This window comes from Streptomyces bluensis (genome assembly GCF_014650715.1).
Lineage (GTDB): Bacteria > Actinomycetota > Actinomycetes > Streptomycetales > Streptomycetaceae > Streptomyces > Streptomyces bluensis.
Window position 1 is genome coordinate 204846 of sequence record NZ_BMVM01000005.1, and the last position, 17328, is coordinate 222173.

The 17328-nt window shown below is 70.9% G+C and carries 12 protein-coding genes; 7 read left to right on the forward strand and 5 right to left on the reverse strand.

Annotated elements, in window-relative coordinates; all coding sequences use genetic code 11:
* Positions 1-121 precede the first annotated feature (121 nt).
* Positions 122-1699 (forward strand): PH domain-containing protein, encoded by a 1578-nt coding sequence (locus IE262_RS15905; protein ID WP_189874305.1) that lies wholly within the window; start codon positions 122-124, stop codon positions 1697-1699.
* A gap of 84 nt (positions 1700-1783) precedes the next feature.
* Here the strand turns inward: IE262_RS15905 and IE262_RS15910 are convergent, their stop codons facing one another.
* Both IE262_RS15910 and IE262_RS15915 read right to left on the reverse strand, forming a co-directional pair.
* Complete coding sequence (locus IE262_RS15910; RefSeq protein WP_229877279.1) at positions 1784-3211, reverse strand: LVIVD repeat-containing protein; 1428 nt, start codon at positions 3209-3211, stop codon at positions 1784-1786.
* A 79-nt stretch (positions 3212-3290) separates the two neighbouring features.
* Positions 3291-4163 carry an SDR family NAD(P)-dependent oxidoreductase gene (locus IE262_RS15915; RefSeq protein ID WP_189874307.1) on the reverse strand — a complete coding sequence of 291 codons (873 nt, stop codon included), beginning with the start codon at positions 4161-4163 and terminating at the stop codon, positions 3291-3293.
* A 151-nt stretch (positions 4164-4314) separates the two neighbouring features.
* On the opposite strand from IE262_RS15915, the gene IE262_RS15920 reads away from it, so the two are divergent.
* Positions 4315-5232 (forward strand): LysR family transcriptional regulator, encoded by a 918-nt coding sequence (locus IE262_RS15920; RefSeq protein WP_229877280.1) that lies wholly within the window; start codon positions 4315-4317, stop codon positions 5230-5232.
* A gap of 3 nt (positions 5233-5235) precedes the next feature.
* Here IE262_RS15920 and IE262_RS15925 read toward each other — a convergent pair whose 3' ends face one another.
* On the reverse strand, positions 5236-6351 hold the full coding sequence (locus IE262_RS15925) for an alpha/beta fold hydrolase (RefSeq protein ID WP_189874309.1): 1116 nt from the start codon (positions 6349-6351) through the stop codon (positions 5236-5238).
* Positions 6352-6435: 84 nt separating this feature from the next.
* On the opposite strand from IE262_RS15925, the gene IE262_RS15930 reads away from it, so the two are divergent.
* The 3 genes from IE262_RS15930 to IE262_RS15940 all read left to right on the forward strand — a co-directional run bounded on the left by IE262_RS15930 (position 6436) and on the right by IE262_RS15940 (position 8972).
* Entirely contained in the window at positions 6436-7329 is an 894-nt protein-coding gene (locus IE262_RS15930; RefSeq protein ID WP_134037238.1) for a LysR substrate-binding domain-containing protein, read from the forward strand.
* A 171-nt stretch (positions 7330-7500) separates the two neighbouring features.
* Entirely contained in the window at positions 7501-8385 is an 885-nt protein-coding gene (locus IE262_RS15935) for a hypothetical protein (protein ID WP_229877281.1), read from the forward strand.
* Positions 8386-8495: 110 nt separating this feature from the next.
* A complete protein-coding gene (locus IE262_RS15940; protein ID WP_189874311.1) occupies positions 8496-8972 on the forward strand; it encodes a DUF6069 family protein in 477 nt (158 codons plus the stop codon).
* A 41-nt stretch (positions 8973-9013) separates the two neighbouring features.
* On the opposite strand, the gene IE262_RS15945 is transcribed toward IE262_RS15940, so the two are convergent.
* Positions 9014-9190: a hypothetical protein gene (locus tag IE262_RS15945; RefSeq protein WP_166681657.1), complete on the reverse strand. Its 177-nt coding sequence runs from the start codon at positions 9188-9190 to the stop codon at positions 9014-9016.
* Positions 9191-9584: 394 nt separating this feature from the next.
* Between IE262_RS15945 and IE262_RS15950 the strand changes: the two genes are divergently transcribed.
* Complete coding sequence (locus IE262_RS15950; RefSeq protein WP_189874313.1) at positions 9585-11459, forward strand: ABC transporter ATP-binding protein; 1875 nt, start codon at positions 9585-9587, stop codon at positions 11457-11459.
* 58 nt (positions 11460-11517) lie between these two features.
* Here IE262_RS15950 and IE262_RS15955 read toward each other — a convergent pair whose 3' ends face one another.
* Positions 11518-14199 (reverse strand): discoidin domain-containing protein, encoded by a 2682-nt coding sequence (locus IE262_RS15955; protein ID WP_189874315.1) that lies wholly within the window; start codon positions 14197-14199, stop codon positions 11518-11520.
* A gap of 149 nt (positions 14200-14348) precedes the next feature.
* Here IE262_RS15955 and IE262_RS15960 point away from each other — a divergent pair, with 149 nt between their 5' ends.
* Positions 14349-17234 carry a glycosyl hydrolase family 95 catalytic domain-containing protein gene (locus tag IE262_RS15960; protein ID WP_189874318.1) on the forward strand — a complete coding sequence of 962 codons (2886 nt, stop codon included), beginning with the start codon at positions 14349-14351 and terminating at the stop codon, positions 17232-17234.
* Positions 17235-17328 lie beyond the last annotated feature (94 nt).

Sequence of the window (17328 nt, forward strand, 5' to 3'; positions counted from 1 at the left end):
CATGCGGCGGTGGCGGACGATCTCCGGGACGCCATTGCCTCCGGTCGGCAGCGTGGTGGGCCGGAACGTTGCCGCACCACGCACAGGTGGGCGCGGCGCTGACGATGGGATGCTTCCGCGTATGACCGATGTCCGGGAAGTGACCTGTCGTCCCCTTCGAACGCGGGCCTTGTGGAGCTTCGCCGCGCTGGGGGCGGCCGGGGTGACCCTGGTCGCGGTGCGCAGGGTGTACGAGGGCCCGGACGCCTGGCTGGGGCTGGCACTGCCGCTGTCACTGGTGGCCATCCTGTCGCTCCGCGCGGTCACCGCCCGGGTGAGCGCCGACGCGTACGGACTGCGGTCCCGGACGCTGCTGCGCCACCGGAACGTGCCCTGGAGCGACGTCGCCGACCTGCGCGTACGCCTGAAGTACGCGAACACCCCCCGGGTCCAGGACACCCGTCGCGTCATCCTGGTGCTGCGCGACGGACGCAAGCGGCTCCTGCCCCTGCCGCAGAGCTGGTCCCCGGACGACCCGGACTTCGACGCCACGGTGGGCGCGCTCCGTGCGCTGCACCGTCGTCACGGGGTCCCGGAGTCGAGCCACCTCCCCGTCGTCTCGTACCGCACTGCCGGGAGCGGCTGGGCCGGTTCGCTGGCGCTGTGCGCGCTGCTGCTCGCGTGCGCGGGCCTGGTCGCGTGGTGGGCGCCGAGCCTCGGGTCGGACGAGCGGGCGTGGAAGTTGGCCACCGCGTGCACGGCCGGGACGCCCGTCGCGGAACGTGAGGAGGGCGAGTGCCTGACCACCCTGCCGGCCGTGATCGCCCGGACCGACGCCAACCGGCCTGCGAAGAAGCCCAGTTGGCTGTACTTCGCCGACCGTCGGCCACTGGAACGACTCGCGGTCCCGTACGAGGACGCCGAGGAGTTCCGGCCCGGTGACAGAGTCGAACTGACCATCTGGCGCCGCGAGGTGAGGGAAGTCGCCGGGGAACGCCATGTGTGGCGCAAGCACCTCCCCGCCGCCCGGGACGCGGTCATCGGCGCGGCCGTCCTCGCTCTCGCCGCGGGCCACCCCGGCGCCCGCGTGCTGCTGCGCCTGCGTGGACGCCGGCTGCCCGACGACGAGGTCCTCCCGTCGGTGCTTCCGTTCACGGCGGCGCTCGTCGGCACGGCCCTGTGGCTGCTGCCGCTCTGTTACCTCAGTCCCACGACCCCGCTCGCCTCTCCCGTGACGATCACGTGGGCGGCCGCGGGCTCCCTGGCCACGCTGGGGCTGCTCACCTGGGCCTGGCGCGCCACCCGCGTTCGTCCGCCCGAAGAAGCCGCCGCAGTCGAGGACTCCGCCGAGTCGGAAGGACAGGCAGAGCAGCGGGGGGAGGTGTTCCTGGCGGCCCGCTTCCTGGAGCACACCGACTACAACCCGTACCGCTTCGGCACGCACATCGTCCTCGGAGGCGGCCCGCCGGCGGTGACACCTCACCCCGGCCCGGGCAGGTTCGCGGCGAAACAGATTCCGTTGGAGCGGATCACCGTCAACGGCGTGCGGCGGGTCCGGGGCAGCGACGGCGACACCGTCCCCAGAAGCTGGCACATCGCCGAACTCGACGATGCGGGCACGCCGGTCCGCCTCGCGGCCGCCCCAGCCGACCTGACCCGCATCATCCGCGAGCTGAGCCCCGGCAAAACCCCCGCGCACACGGCGAACCAGGAGTCCTGACTCCTCCGGCTGATGCGTGGTGTGCACGGTGGGCACGGCAGGAACGTCTCGCCTCCCGGGCATCGGGGACGCCGCCTGCCCGGCTCAAGGTGTCCGTGAGGAACTCTGGCTCGTCGTATCAGGCTCCGCGCCGCGTGGGCCGGTGTAGCGGAGGATCCACACGCCTTGGTTCTTGTCCGATATGTAGATGTAGCCGCGGCGGTCCACCACCACGTCCTCGGTCTGGGTGACGAGGCGGTCCTCGGGCATCGGGCCGTAACGGCGACGGGGCTCCGGAGGCAGGAAGTAGCCGACTTCGCGCGGCAGTCGCACGTGGGAGACGTCGTAGATCCGCAGCCCGGCATTGAAGTGCGCGACATAGAACAGGTTGCCCTGCCGCTCGACGTCCGGGTGGTGCTGATGGTGGTTGATGTTGTGCGGGCCGCGCCAGCCACCCCGGGTCGTGAAGTCGTCATACGGGGCGTTCTCCGGCGGGACCGGCTCCGGGAACAGGGACAGCAGGTACGGCTCGGCCGGGTTCGTGATGTCGATGATCGAGTTGTGGTGGGCGGCGCCCTCGGCGTACGTGACGTTCTCGGAGTTGGCGAAGGCGATGCCGCGCTCGGGCAGCGGCAGCACACTGTGCACGCCGAAGCGCGAGTGGAAGGGCGGGCTGAACCGGAGCGTACTCACCAGCGTCGGCCGGGACACCTCGGAGATGTCGAGGACGACCATGCCGGCGGCGCCGTAGGGCAGATACGCGTGATGGCCCGCCACATAGGCCGGACCGTGCAGCGACACGTCCACGCCGGTGGGGCAGCAGAAGCCGTGCCCGGGTGGTGCAGCGGTCGCCGCCCCGCCCTGCTCGGACGCCTCGTCGTCACGCTGGCCGGGCACCCACCAGCGGCCCGCCTCACGCGGTCGGCGCCGGTCGGCGATGTCGAGGATCATGTAGATGTTGCCGGTGTGGCCGGGCAGCCCGGCGGCCAGGTGCACATACCGTCCGCCGGGGTAGTGGTTGCGGTGGGTGCCGGTTCCGCCGGTACGGAACCGGCCCAGGCGCTTCGGTCTCAGCGGCTCCTCGATGTCCCAGATCAGCACACCGTCCTCGAACTCGGCGTCAGGGTCCCCGCCGAAGTTGGGAAAGATCTGCTCCAGCGCCGTGACCATGGTCGTCCCGGACAGGTCGACCTGCAGGGTCCAGGTGTCCGCGGGGCCCGGGACGAAGGCAGCCACCTCGGGCCGCGCCGGATCGGTGACATCGACGACGCTCCAGCCGGAGTCCCAGAAGTGGCCGGTGTAGAGATACCACCGTCCCGCCACCTCACGGATCGCCATCTTGAACGCCGGCCGGTCGTCCATGTCGCAGTAGCCGACGGCCTCCACGTTCCACGCGTACCCGCCCCCGGGCAGGCCGCGTTCCCCGCCGGCGGCGACCTGAGCAGCGGCCTGCGTCCCCGGTAACGCCGCGAACGCCGCGGACGTCATCCCGGCCCGCATGGCCTGCCGCCTCGTCCAACGCCCGATACTCACACGGCCTCCCTCTGCCTGGGTGACGCACGATGCGCCGACTGTCCCACTCCATTGGCCCGCATACGGGGTAAAAGTTCTGTCAGCCCGTGAGGTAGCCGCCGGACGCGTCGATGTCGGTGCCGACCACGGCGCTCGCCCCGTCCGAGCTGAGCCACATCACCACCGAGGCCATCTCCTCGGCGCGGACGATGCGTTTGATCGGGTAGCCCTGCGCGATCTCCTCGTAGGTCATCCCGAACGCCTCGGCGGCCCGCCGCAGCATCGGGGTGTCCACCGCGCCGGGCGCGAACGCGTTGACGCGGATGTTGTCCGCGGCGTACTCAAGAGCCGCCACCTTCGTCAGCGAGGCGACAGCGTGCTTGCTGGCGTTGTACGGCGCGATGGTCCCGAACCCGACCTCGGCCGAGATCGACGCGGTGTTCACGATCACCCCGCCCCCCTGGGCCCGCATCTGCGGGATCTCGTACTTCATGCCGAGAAAGACCCCGCCGGCGTTGGTGCGCCAGACGCTTTCCATGTCCGCGAGGGACTGTTCGTGCAGCCGCGCCGCGCGAGGACTCTCGACTCCGGCGTTGTTGACGGCGATGTCGAGTCTGCCGTAGCGGCTGACGCAGGCGCGGACGAAGTCCCGCACCTCGCTCTCATGGCGCACGTCGGCGCGTCGGAACGTCGCGTCACCACCGGCCGCCCGGATGCCGTCGGCCACCCGCCGGCCGAGCTGCTCCCGCCGGCCGCAGAAGAACACTTTGGCCCCCGCCCGAGCCATGGCGCGGGCGGTCGCCTCGCCGATGCCCGACGTGGCGCCGGTGATCAGCACGACCTTGCCGGCGAAGGGTCCGGATCCCGCGTCGGACGGCGCTGCCGCCGCCCCGGGCGCGGCCGCCGTGGTGGCGGCCAGGCCGAGCGTGCCGGCGGCCAGGACTCGACGGCGGGACGGGATATGACGCTCCATCAGGAAACCTCCGGTCGGGGCTGGGCAGAAAAACGGGAAAGATCGGCAAGTGGGGCCGAATGCCGGGGGAGTGTCCTCCGGGGCCCGTCACCGGCCAGGTAAATCGCGCAGGCACTCCGGCGTCCAATACCTGCGCTCATACGCTTGAGGCATGGGGTTCGACTCGGGCGGGGCCATGGACATCGACACACGAGTGCTGCGCTACTTCGTCGCGGTCGCCGAGCGGCTCAGCTTCACCCAGGCGGCCAAGGAACTGTTCGTGTCGCAGCCCTCGTTGAGCCGCCAGATCCGCCAGCTCGAAACCCGGCTCGGCACCGAGCTGTTCACACGCAGCACCACCGAGGTCCGGCTCACCAGGGCCGGAGAGGTGCTGCTCGACGCCGCGCGCCGCCACCTGGCCGACTGGCGGCGCACCACACACATCGTGCGCGCCACCGCCGCAGGCGACCGCAAGGTCCTGCGCTTCGGTTTCGTGGCCACCGGAGGCGGTGCGCTCGCCCGCCGAGCCCGGTCGGTGTTCGCCCAGCGGCATCCGGACGCCACGGTCGAGCCGAAACGCTTCCCCTGGGGCGGCGAGGCCGACGCACTGCGCCACGGACTGGTGGACGTGGCGTTCCTCTGGCTGCCGGCCGACACCTCCGGGCTCCACGCCGAGATCATCGCGACCGAGACGCGCTGGGTGGCCATGGCCCGCACCCATCCGCTCGCCGCGTCGGACAGCGTCACCCTCCACGACATCCGCGACGAGCCCCTGATGTGGACCCGCCGCGCACCGACCGCATGGGTCGACTGGTGGGCCGTCAACCCGCGCCCCGACGGCTCCGAGCCGGTGTGGGGCCCGGAGAACGACAACGTCGAGGAGATGCTCGAACACGTCGCCGCCGCCGACGCCGTCTGCATCGGCTCGGAATCGATGGCCGCCTACTACTCCCACCCCGATCTGACCTGGCGGCCCATCACCGACATCGACCCCCTGCGCATCGCCATCGCCTGGCCGCACGACGACACCCCCAACCCGCTCGTCCCCGACTTCGTCCGTATCGTGCGCACCCTCGCCCGGCAGGACTGAGTCTCACTCCGGAACGGTCTTTCGGGAGCCGCCCCCGATCGGCCCGTTCGACGGCACGAAGGTCCGGATCTCCTCCAGCAGTTCGCCCCGGCCGTAGGGGGCGCGCTCCAGGTGCAGGAAGTGCGAGGCTCCGGACAGCGTGCGGACGCGTACGGCGTCGGCGCGGGTGAGATCCGCGGCGAGCCGTTCGCCGTCCTGCGGGCGCGACCAGAAGTCCAGTTCCGCGCGCAGCACCAGGGTGCGGGCCCGGATGCGGCCCGCGTCGTAGAACTGCCGTCCCTGCGCGAGGTGGAAGGCGTCGACGAGCGGTCCGGTGGGGTTGCGGAAGCTGGGCGGGGTACGGGTGTGGCTGGTCGGGTCGGCGCGCAGCGCGGCGGCGCGGTAGGCGTGCCTCACCACCGGGTCGCGGCGCGGGCCCGCGGGCTCGTCCGCCGGGCCCGCATCCCAGCGGGCGGTCAGGGAGTCGGCCGTCACCGCCCGCCAGGCCGGCTGAGGGCGGGGGTGCCCTGGGCGGTCGGGGTCCTCCAGTTCCTGCTGGAGCGGCCAGGGACCTGCCACCGAGTACAGCGAGTTGAGCAGCACCAGGTGGGTGAGCCGGTCCGGGCACACAGCGGCGTACATGGCCAGCCAGTGACCGCCGGTGGCCCAGCCGAAGGCCGCGGGCCACCGGCCTCGGCGGGCGCGGATCAGGCGCACGACGGTGCCGATGTCGACGACCGCCTCGGCGGAGCGCACCAACGGAGGGTGAGCGGCGGGGTCCTGGCCCATCTCGGCCGGGTAGTCCGAGTATCCGAAGCCGCGCACGTCCATCACGTACACCGCGTATCCCGCCGCGGCGAGTTCCGCGGCGAGTGAGCCGCCGCGGACGGGCAGGTCGAACGCCGCGGTGCCGCCGGGCCTGGCCCCGTGCACCAGCAGCAACGGCCGCCCGACCCGCCCGGCCGTCCCGGCGGGCCGTACTTCGCGCACGAAGACGCGTGCTCCGCCCGGCCCCCTCACCCGCAGATCGTTCCGTACGAGCCCGTCGGCGCCCGGCACGGCTGCGGCAGTCCCCGGCGGCGCGAGCGCCATGGCCGCCCCGGTCCCGCCGGCCAGTGTCAGAAAGTGTCGTCTGCGCATGGCGCCCGACGCTAGACAGCGCCACGGAGAGCATCAATCAATCACCGGGTATCAACTCATCGGCGACGCTTATAAGTTGAGCCCATGGAGTTGCGCCAGCTCAGATATTTCGTTGCCGCCGCCGAAGAGCTGCACTTCACCCGCGCCGCCGCGCGTCTGGGCATCGCCCAGCCGGCGCTCTCCCAGCAGATCCGCCGCCTGGAGGCCGCGCTCGGTGTGGAACTGTTCAGCCGAACCAGGCGCCGGGTGACGCTCACGCCGGCCGGCCGCGCCTTCCTGGCCGAAGCCCGGGGCACCCTGGAACAGGCTCGACGGGCCGCCCGGATCGCCCGGCGCACCGCCGCCGGTGAACTGGGCCCGCTCACCATCGGTTTCGTCGGCTCCGCCACCGACGCCCTCCTGCCCCGTGCCCTGCCGACGCTGCGCGCACGGCACCCGGAGCTGAAGCTGGTCCTGCGCGAGTTGACCAGCGCGGAACAGATCGACGCGCTCGCCCGCGGCGCAATCGACCTGGGCCTCCTCCGCCCGCCCTCACCTCTCCCACCGGGGCTGCGCACGCGCCTCGTCGCCCGGGAGCCCCTCGTCTGCGCACTCCCGGCCGATCACCCCCTCACGCGACACGAGCGACTCACCGCCACGGACCTGCACGGACAGCCGTTCGTCCTCTTCCCACGCCGCGAAGGACCCTGGTTGTACGACCTGATCACCGCGTACTGCCGCGGCGCGGACGGGACCCTCCCCACGGTGGTGCAGGAAGCGGTCATGATGCAGACCATCACCGCACTCGTCGCAGCCGGCACGGGTATCTCTCTCGTCCCCGCCTCCCAGCAGGCCATCAGCAGAGAAGGCCTCACCTACCGGCCACTGGCCGATCCGCCCCTGACCGATCTGAGCGCCGCCTGGCCGTCCACAGGGCACAACCCGGCACGCGACGCCGTGTTGAACGCCCTGACCGGCACGGTGAACCGGGGACCGTGACGCGGCTGAGCGGAGCCGAAGGGCGAGGCCGGTAACCCCTCCTTTTACACAGTACGAGTGAATCAACCGACTTTTCCGTTCGGCGCTGGTGGTGAGTCCTTTACGGTCTCCGAGTGATCGGGCGGCCGCAGGGGTGTCCTGCGAGCGGGTGCCGGTTGAGAGGCGCACCTGATGTTGGGGTTGCACATGCAGGGATACGGGCCGACGGTCGCCTGCTGGACGTTGGCGGTTTCCCTGGCGCTCCGTGCGTCAGGGATGAGCGGCCGGGTACGGACACGGCTGCTGCTGTTGGCGGGTTCCGCGGCGGCCGGAGGGGTGTACCGGGCTGCGGTCGACGTGGTGTCGGCTCACCCTCGGGTCTGGGGGCTGGACGTGCGGCCGTTGCTCGGTTCGGTGGTGGTCACCGGGGTGACGGTGGTGGTCGGGCTGGGAGTGGCGGGTCTGATGGCCGCGACCGATGCCGGTACAGGCCGGCGCATGTGGCTGCCGCGCGTGCTGGACGGGATCGTCACAGCCGGGTCCGTCTTCTTGACGGGCTGGGTCCTGCTCCGGGGAACCGGTGAGGACTGGCAGTTGGAGACGGGAATGGTGGGTGTTCTGTGGGCCGCCGAAGCCGCGTTCCTCAGCTTTCTGTTCGCCCTGTGCGGCCTTGTACGGGGCGACCAAAGGGTCACTGTGGGGGTGGCGGCAGCCGGGCTGGCCCTCATGCTGGTCGGTGACACCCTGCGGCTGTGGAAGTCCGACCCGTACACCCCTGAGGACACGCCGTTGCTGGCGGATGTGTTCAACACCGCGGGCCTGCTGGTGCTCGCCGCGGGCCCCTGGGTGCCCGGCGGCGCGAGCGTCCTGGGCACGGGCGGATCGGCACTGCGGCTGGGGACGGAGGGCGCCTCGGCGTTCGTTCCCCTGACCGTCTTCACGGTCATGGCGTTGGGATACGCGCTGGCTCCCCTCGCCGGCGACCCGGTACCGCTGTTGGTCGGCGGGACCGTACTGCTGGGCTTCTGGGCGCGCCGGACGCTCGTGCCGAGGGACAACACCGCAAGCGGTGACTAGTGCCCCGGCCCTAGGTCCGGAGAAATCCTCTGGGAACCGCTGAGTTCTGGGGCGTTCCTCGGTCTACCCCCGCGAAAGGCATACCCGAACGCTGAACAGGAGACCGTGCCATGAGTGAGACCGCGCCCCGGACATCGACCACCGCTCAGTCCCCGTCCACGCCTCGTTCCCCCCGCTTCCTGGCCGCGCGCTCCGTATGGCTGGTCGGTGTCCTGGCGGCCCTCGCCGGTGCCGTCGTGACCGAGGCGTTCGCACTCGCCGCCCGGGCTGCCGGTGTGCCGATGGACGCGGCCAGTCCCGGGGCCGAGGAGGCCGCGGAGATCCCGATGGGCGGCTTCGCCGGCGGCGTGCTGTTCTGGTCGGTACCTGGGATCATCCTCGCGGTGGCTCTCGCCCGCTGGGCCAGGCGGCCCGCCCGCACCTTCACGGTGACCACCGTCGCACTCACCGCGCTGTCCCTCGTCCCCCCGGCCCTCGCCCCTCACACGGCCACGTCCACCCAGATCGTCCTGGCCGTGTCCCATGTGGTGGCCGCCGCTGTGATCATCCCCGCGCTGGCACAGAGGCTGTCCCACCAGCAGCGGTGACCCGAGACCGGAAGGGCACCGTTCGTTGATCATCTGTAGGGTCATGCGGTCGGTGTGTCGTCCACTCGCTCGCCTTCCGCCTGGGACGGCTCGGTCCTGGGGACATCCGGATGCTGTTCCACGGCCGCGCTCTCGGCCGGTTCGTCGCGCTCGCCCTCGGCCTGGGAGGGCGTGTGCGCGTACAGCCAGCGGTCGTCGTACGAGGCTCCGGTCTTCATGGCGGGCCTCCCTCGGTCGCTCATCTCCATGGTCCTCCCGGGGGCGCGGCGAAGCGAGTGTGCTCCGGAATTCACGCAGCCCAAAGGCGCGGATCATTTTCCGATATTCACTTCGATTCGAAGTCGCGTGCGAATGGTTTGAGACTTGTGTGCGTATCGGAGTCGGCTTCAATGTCCGGCCTCCATATTCGGCTCAATATGAGGCCTCGATGTTCGGCCGCGATGTTGGGCTGCGCTGTTCCACAGGACACATCCACGCTCTTCACCTGCACCTCCCTCGACGAACTCCGCGCATCCGTGCGGCTGAAAAAAACGCTTGGACGTCACGGGTGCCGTCGCGGGAAACTGCCGTTCTCGCGGCGCTTTCGACGTGCGAGTACCGGAAGGCAGGGGGATGGGATCTCCTGAGTCGCACGACGCATTGCCGGGCAAGGGCTCGGTGCTCCTCGCACTTCGTTACTACCGACGGGAACTGCTCCGGCTCCGGTGGCTGACGATTCCCGGGATGCTGCTGCCGGCGCTGGGCAACATCGGCCTCTACTACATCGCGCCGCTGGTCGTCGCGAAGCTCGTCGGCGGCATCGCCGGCGACACCGGTGCCACCGCCGGCTCCGCACTGCCGTACGTTCTCGGCTTCGCCGGCGCCCTGCTGCTCGCGGAGGCGGTGTGGCGCGTCGGCCTGCACTGCCTGAACCGGCTCGAAGCCCGCGGCATCGAGCACCTGTACGTGATCGGCATGGACGAGCTGTTCGCCAAGGACGCCGCGTTCTTCCATGACAACTTCGCCGGCTCGCTGACCAAGCGGGTCCTGAGCTTCGCCTCCCGTTTCGAGCAGTTCGTCGACACGCTGACGTTCTCGGTCGTGGGCAACTTCGTGCCGCTGCTGTTCGGTGCGGTGGTGCTGTGGCGCTACGAACCGCTGCTCGTGGTCGGGCTCCTGGTGATGATCGCGGTGACGGCGGTGTGCGTGGTGCCCCTCATCCGCCGTCGCCAGGCGCTTGTCGCCCAGCGCGAGCAGGCAGTCGCCCGGGTCTCGGGCCATGTCGCCGACAGTCTGATGAACATGGACACGGTCCGGGCGTTCGCCGCCGAGGACCGCGAGGCCGCCGAGCACCGCTCCCGCGTGGCGGAGTCACGGAGGCTCTCGCTGAGGGCGTGGGACTACGGCAATCTGCGGATCGACACCCTGGTCGCGCCGATGTCCGTGCTGACCAACGTCCTGGGCCTGCTGCTGGCGGTCACGCTCGGCGGGGGCGGGCACGGCGTGGAGGCGGTCGTGGTCGCCTTCACGTACTACACCAACGCGACGCGGATCATGTTCGAGTTCAACCAGATCTACCGCCGTATGGAGAGCTCGATGACGGAGGCCGCGCAGTTCACCGAACTGCTGCTCGTGCCGCCGACCGTGCTCGACCCCGCGTCGCCGGAGCCGCTGCGGCCCCGGGCCGCCGACATCCGCTTCGAGCAGGTGACCTTCGCCCACGCGGGCGCGGCGCCGCTCTTCAAGGCTCTCGACCTGACTGTGCCCAGCGGGGCGAAGATCGGTCTCGTCGGCCGGTCCGGCGGAGGCAAGACCACACTCTCCCGGCTGCTGCTGCGGATGACGGACATCGACGCCGGACGGATCCTGATCGGGGGCCAGGACATCAGCAGGCTGCGCCAGGCCGACCTGCGCAGCCTGATCGCGTACGTGCCCCAGGAACCCGCGATGTTCCACCGCACGCTGCGGGACAACATCGCGTTCGCCCGGCCGGAGGCCACCGACGCCGAGATCCGCCGCGCCGCCGAGGCGGCGCACGTCACGGAGTTCGCCGACGCGCTGCCGGACGGGTTCGACACCATGGTGGGCGAGCGCGGCGTCAAGCTGTCCGGCGGACAGCGCCAGCGGGTCGCCCTCGCCAGGGCGATCCTGCGCGACGCGCCGATCCTGCTGCTCGACGAGGCCACCAGCGCCCTGGACTCCGAGAGCGAACTCCTCGTCCAGGAGGCGCTGTGGCGGCTCATGGAGGGGCGGACGGCGCTGGTGGTGGCGCACCGGCTGAGCACGGTCGCCACCATGGACCACCTCGTCGTCCTCGACCGCGGACGGATCATCGAGCAGGGCACGCACCACGAGCTGCTCGCGTCGGACGGCGCGTACGCGAAGCTGTGGCAGCACCAGTCGGGTGGCTTCCTCGACGACAGTCCCGTCAGCGGCATTCCCGTGGAGGGCATGCCCGTCGAGGGCATTCAAGTCGACGGGGCTCCCGCGCGGGCCGACCTGCACTGAACGCGAACCCGGGCGGCAGCCCCGTGCGCTGCCGCCCGGCCCGCATCGGCGGCGCTGGTCAGGGCCGGATCGTCAGCCAGTCCAGAGCGGCGACCCGGCGTCCGCCCTCCGCGACGAGGTAGAGGTCGTGGCTGCCGGTGACCTCGCGCTTCAGGCGCACCGACTGCTCCTGCCACTTTCCGTCGCCGCCGCCCCGGACGGGCACCACCCCCAGCAACGGGCCGTCCGGGGCGTCCAGGCGCAGGTGGAGCGAACAGGTCCGCGCGCACGGGGACGCGGCCCGCACGGTCAGCCGGTCCCCGGCGAGGTTCACCTCGCGGAAGCCCAGCCAGTCGCCGGAGCCGAGCACGCCGGTGGCCGCCGTGCCGCGCCGCACGCCTCGTACGACCGTGGCCCGCTCGGCCTGGAGCGTGGTGGCGGAGTCGGGTGCGTCGCCGTACAGGCGCAGGTCGTTGACGACCCAGGGGACGGGTCCGCTCGCCGTGAGGGTGATCCTGAGATAGCGGGCGGTGGTCTGCCGGGGGAACACCGCGTCCTGGGTGAAGGAGCGGCCGGAGACCCGGGCAAGCGGCTCGCTCCAGTGCGTGCCGTCGCGGCTGACGGCGACTAAGAAGCCGTACGGCTGGCCGCTGGTGTCGCGGCCGGCGTCCAGTGAGAGCCGGCCGAAGGTCTTGGCCTCGCCGAGGTCGACGGTCAGGAACTGCCCCGGGGGCTGTGGACTCGCCGCGGTCCAGCGGGTGTTGATGTCCCCGTCAGTGGCGGCGGAGGCGTCCGTCCCGTCGCTCGCCGTCGCCGTCCAGGTGCCGTGCCGGACCCGCTGCTGACAGCCCGGCAGGTCACAGCCCGTCGACCAGATCGGGGCGCCGTACTCGTACGCGCCCTGGTCGGGGCCCGCGCCCCGGACGTCGGTCGTGATGCCGTCGATCGGCTCGCCGGCGTCGATGGCGGGGGAGCCGGCCGTCAGCCACAGCTCGCCGTTCACCGCGTCCGTGTAGCCGGGCTGTTCGCTGATCAGGTTGGAGCGGACCACCGGCAGCGGGTCGCCGGTCTGGGTGGCGCTGATCGGTTTCGGGCCGATGATGTTGCTGATGTAGGAGCCGGAGGCGTCCGTCGCGCCGCTGAGCAGCACCGAGTTGCCGTTGATGCCCACGCCGTAGCTGGAGTTGTGGTCCTCGTTGGCGATGCTGGGTCCGGTGTGGCCGTTGAAGAAGGTGCCCCGGGCGCCGGTGTTCCAGGCGACGTTGTGGTGCAGCTTGAAGTACCCGGAGTAGTTGTCGACGTAGAAGCCGACCTGGCCGTCGGCGTCGTGCGAGGTGTTGTGGTCGATGGAGGTGCCGGTGCCGTTCAGACTGCAGCACACGTAGAAGGGGGAGCCGTCGCGTGAGGTGCGCATCGCTTCGGAGAGGTCGTTGTAGGCGATGCGGTTGTCATGGAACTCGGTGCCGTTGAGCTGCCAGGCGGTGTCGATGGAGGCGCGTCCCGTGCGCCGGACGGTGTTGTGGGTGATCGTGTGGCCGTTGCCGTTGATCTCGATGCCGGGGGTGTAGCTGCCCATCCAGCCGACGTCGTGGATGTAGTTGTTGGTGACGGTGTTGCCGGTGCCCCGCAGCAGCACGCCGTTCCCGGCCGACCGGGAGATCTCGCTGTTCTTCAGGGTGTTGCCGGTCCCGAGGATCTGCACGCCCGAGTCGAGGATCCGGGAGGCCACGATATGGCCTTCGAACGGTGGGATCGCCAGATCGCTGTCCGGTGGCATGGGGAGGGTCGAGAACTCCGAGATGTAGGTGGCGCGCAGCCGGTCGACCGTCACTCCCGTGCTGTCCTCGCCCGTTCTGAGGGACGTGCCCCAGAGGTTCAGTCCGCGCACGGTGACGTACGAGCTCCCGCTCAGGTCGACGCCCCAGAGCCGGTGCTTGGCGGTCACCGTGTGTCCGGCGATGCCGTCCTTCGGCGGAACCATGTACAACCGGCGCGCGGTCTTGTCGTAGTACCACTCGCCCGGCTGGTCGAGGGCCGCCTTGGAACCGACGAGGTAGTAGTTGCGGTAGTTCTGGTTGCCCATGCACAGCGGCGGGCAGCGGTAGTTGCCGCCCTTGAAGTCCAGCTTGCCGGGGGCGGCGGCGGTCACCGTGCCGGTCTGCTGGGCCCAGGGGTTGGACCCTGCCCACAGGTGCATGGTGGCGCCGGTCCAGTCGGCGTCGGGCAGGTCGGTGTCGTCGACGTGCTGGTCGGTGGAGGTGGCGTCGGCCTCGGCCCAGGTGGTGTTCAGCGGGTCGGGACCGGAGTTGGGCCAACGGCCCTCGGCCGCACGGTCGCCGTCCAGGAACACCGCGTTGAAATCTAAGGCGAGGGGGAGGTCGGTCTCGGCGGCGACGAGGCCGCCGCCGGCGTCCTTCCAGCCGGTCACCGGCTCGGTCCCGTCGACGGTCACCGGGCCGTCGCCGTACGCGGCGACGGTGATCGGGGCGTCCTTCGTACCGGAGGGCGGGTTCACCTGCTCGCGGTAGGTACCGCGGTGGATCAGGCAGGTGTCGCCGGGGCGGACCCGGGAGAGGCAGTCCCCGACGGTGCGCAGCGGTCTCTGCGCCGAACCGTGAGCGGTCTCGCTGCCCCAGGGAGCCACATGGTAGGTGCGGCCGGGACCCGCCGTCTGCGTCTGCGCCTGCGCCCGTCCCTGGACGGGGAGGGCCAGTAGCGCCGTCACAGCGGCCAGTACGGACAGGTGTCTCAGTCTCCTCATGTCCCGCCTCCAGTCGTCGTCTTGGTCAGCCAGTCATCGGAGCAAATACCCGCTGTGTCCGCAGTATTGACGCATCATTGACCACTTCCTACCCTCCCGACTAGCTAGTCATCGGATCAATTTTGTGTCACGGCGACGGGAGATCGGTGATGGCAGTCAGCAGACGGGGGTTCCTGGGCCGCGTCGCCGCGAGCGCCACCGCCGGAGCAACGACCGGAATGGGCGTCGCGGAAGAGGCAGCGGCCCAACCGGCAAGGGACCAACCGGGCTCCGCCGTCGGCTCCGTGGCCCTCACCGGTATGCGGACCGACCGCGAGTGGCGGGACTTCCTCGCCGGACAGGACCCGCGCTGGAGGCGACTGCCGCGCGCCTGGTACGAGGGCCCGTTCCTCGGTAACGGTCTGCTCGGCTCGATCGTCTACCGGGAACCCGGGGCGAACGCCCTGCGCTTCACCGTCCACCACAGCGAAGTACAGGACCACCGGCCGGAGTTCGGCCACAACTGGGGCCTGGCCCGCCTGCCCGTCGGCAATCTCCTCCTGTGTCCCGTGGGCGCCATCACCGGTGCCGACCTCCGTCTGGACCTGTGGAACGCCGAGATCAGCGGCACCGTCACCACGGACAAGGGCAGCATCGAACTGCGTGCCCTGGTCCACAACGACCGTACGCTGCTGCTCGTCACCGCGACGGCGAGCGCGGGGGAGCGGGACTTCCGCTGGGAGTTCGTCCCCTCGCCCGCCGTCAGCCCGCGCATCGTCCGCGAGGACCCTCCGGAGGGCCTGGAGCCCAACCCCGATCCGGTGATCACGCGAGAGCAGGACGGCACGGGTGTCGTCGTCCAGCCCTTGGCCGCGGGCGGCCGGACCGTCACCGCCCACCGGGAGCGCACGCTCGGCGACGACCGTGTGTACGTCCTGTCCGTCGCTCACTCCCACCCCGGCACTGACGCCGAGGGCCGAGCCAGAACGGCCGTCCGCAAGGCGTCCGCGCTGCCCGTCTCCAGCCTGCTGCGCACCCACCGCGAGTGGTGGCACCGCTTCTACCGAAAGAGCTTCCTCTCCGTCCCCGACGGGATGCTGCAGAGCTTCTACTGGATCCAGCTCTACAAGCTCGCCTCCGGCGCCCGCGAGCACGCGCCGATCATGGCGACCACCGGCCCCTGGCTGGAGTCCACCCCCTGGCCGGCCGTGTGGTGGAACCTCAACGTCCAGCTGGAGTACTGGGCGGTGCACGGCTCCAACCACCTGGAGCTGGACGCCGTCCCCCGCACCCTCGCCGAGAACACCGGCACCCTGATCGGCGCCCTGCGCCCCGAGTACCGCTCCGACTCGGCGGGCCTGCGCCGCGCCACCGACGCCACCTGCGACAGCAGCGGCACGGTCGCCGTCCCGGGCGTCAGCAGCACACCGGAAGTCGGCAACCTGCCCTGGGCGCTGCACAACGTGTGGCTGACCTACCGTCACACCATGGACCGTGGCGTCCTGGAAGACGTCCTGTACCCACTGCTGCGCCGCGCCGTCAACTACTACCTGCACTTCCTGTACGAGGGCGAGGACGGACGACTGCACCTGCCGGCGACCCACTCACCCGAGTACGGCAACGCCCCCGACTGCAACTACGACCTGGCGCTGCTGCGCTGGAGCTGCACGACCCTGCTGGAGGCCACGGAGCTGCTCGGCATCCGGGACCCTCTGGAGCCGAAGTGGCGGGAGGTGCTGGAGAAGCTGACCGACTACCCGGTGGACGACAACGGCTTCATGATCGGAGCCGGTGTCCCCTTCGCCAAGTCCCACCGGCACTACTCCCACATGCTCTCCGTCTACCCCCTCCACCTCGTCAACTGGGAGCAGCCCGAGCAGCGTGACCTGATCGAACGCTCGCTGAACCACTGGATCGGCTTCGAGGGCGCCCTGCGCGGCTACAGCTTCACCGGCGCCGCCTCGATCACCGCCCAGATGGGCCGGGGCGACGACTCGCTGACGTATCTGCGGGAGCTGGTCGCCCGGTTCGTGCAGCCCAACACCATGTACTACGAGGCCGGGCCCGTCGTCGAGACACCGCTGTCCGCCGCGCAGAGCCTGCACGACATGCTGTGCCAGAGCTGGGGAGACACGATCCGCGTCTTCCCGGCCGTCCCGGCCGCATGGCGGGACGTCACGCTGCACGACTTCCGCACCCAGGGCGCGTTCCTGGTCAGCGCCGTCCGCCGGGGCGGCACCACCCGCTGGGTCCGCGTGCGCAGCCTCGCCGGGGAGCCCTGCCGGATACGCCCCTCCCTGCGCGGGCGGCTCACGGTCACCGGGGTGGGCGGCCCGGCCCCCGCCTGGCGCGACCTGGGCGACGGCGTGGTGGAGCTGGACCTGCCACGGGACGGAGAAGCGGTGATCCACCCGGCCGGCTCGCGGCCCGACCTGAGGATCGCCCCGGTGGAGGTGACCCTGCCCGCCGACCCGTGGGGCCTGCCGGAACCGGCGCAGAGCGGCACCGTCACCCGGATCGACCTCACCGGCTTCTTCGACAACGACGGCATCACCACCGAGATGTACTACGGCGACGGGGACTTCGACGGCTCCGGCCGCACGTACCCCATGGCCCAGCTGCCCCAGACCGGGGAGACGACGGACAACGGGATCGCCTTCCTCTTCACCAACGGGAGCGAGGGCACCACCAACAACGTCGTCGTGGCCGGACAGGAGATCACCGTCCCGCGGGGCGCGTACGCGAAGCTGCACGTGCTCGGCGCGGGCGACACGGCGGCCGTGACCGTCCCGGCGGTGGTCCGCTACGCCGACGGAACCAGCGAGACCGCGCGGCTCACGCTCACCAACTGGCTGGCGTCCGGCCCCGAGAACGGCGAGACCGAGGCGGTGACCACGAGCCAGATCCACACCCCGACCGGGCCCGTGGCCACCAAGGCCGCCGTCTTCCACCAGGTGATCGAACTCGACGCGAGCAGACAGCTCACCACGATCACACTGACCGCGCCCGACGGGACGGCCAGGGCTCATGTCTTCGCTCTCTCACTGGAGCAGTAGGCCCGGGGGCCCTTGAAGGTCCGCGGGCCCTTGACCGGCGAGGGACGCCGGGGTCACACGACGCGGTGCCGCACCTCTCGTGCCCCGCACCGGA

Excerpts from the sequence above, each read along its gene's own strand:
- IE262_RS15920 (WP_229877280.1), top strand. The coding sequence starts at position 4,315 with ATGGGGTTCGACTCGGGCGGGGCCATGGACATCGACACACGAGTGCTG.
- IE262_RS15915 (WP_189874307.1), bottom strand. The coding sequence starts at position 4,163 with ATGGAGCGTCATATCCCGTCCCGCCGTCGAGTCCTGGCCGCCGGCACG.
- IE262_RS15940 (WP_189874311.1), top strand. The coding sequence starts at position 8,496 with ATGAGTGAGACCGCGCCCCGGACATCGACCACCGCTCAGTCCCCGTCC.
- IE262_RS15950 (WP_189874313.1), top strand. The coding sequence starts at position 9,585 with ATGGGATCTCCTGAGTCGCACGACGCATTGCCGGGCAAGGGCTCGGTG.
- IE262_RS15925 (WP_189874309.1), bottom strand. The coding sequence starts at position 6,351 with ATGCGCAGACGACACTTTCTGACACTGGCCGGCGGGACCGGGGCGGCC.
- IE262_RS15905 (WP_189874305.1), top strand. The coding sequence starts at position 122 with ATGACCGATGTCCGGGAAGTGACCTGTCGTCCCCTTCGAACGCGGGCC.
- IE262_RS15960 (WP_189874318.1), top strand. The coding sequence starts at position 14,349 with ATGGCAGTCAGCAGACGGGGGTTCCTGGGCCGCGTCGCCGCGAGCGCC.
- IE262_RS15930 (WP_134037238.1), top strand. The coding sequence starts at position 6,436 with ATGGAGTTGCGCCAGCTCAGATATTTCGTTGCCGCCGCCGAAGAGCTG.
- IE262_RS15935 (WP_229877281.1), top strand. The coding sequence starts at position 7,501 with ATGTTGGGGTTGCACATGCAGGGATACGGGCCGACGGTCGCCTGCTGG.
- IE262_RS15945 (WP_166681657.1), bottom strand. The coding sequence starts at position 9,190 with ATGAAGACCGGAGCCTCGTACGACGACCGCTGGCTGTACGCGCACACG.
- IE262_RS15955 (WP_189874315.1), bottom strand. The coding sequence starts at position 14,199 with ATGAGGAGACTGAGACACCTGTCCGTACTGGCCGCTGTGACGGCGCTA.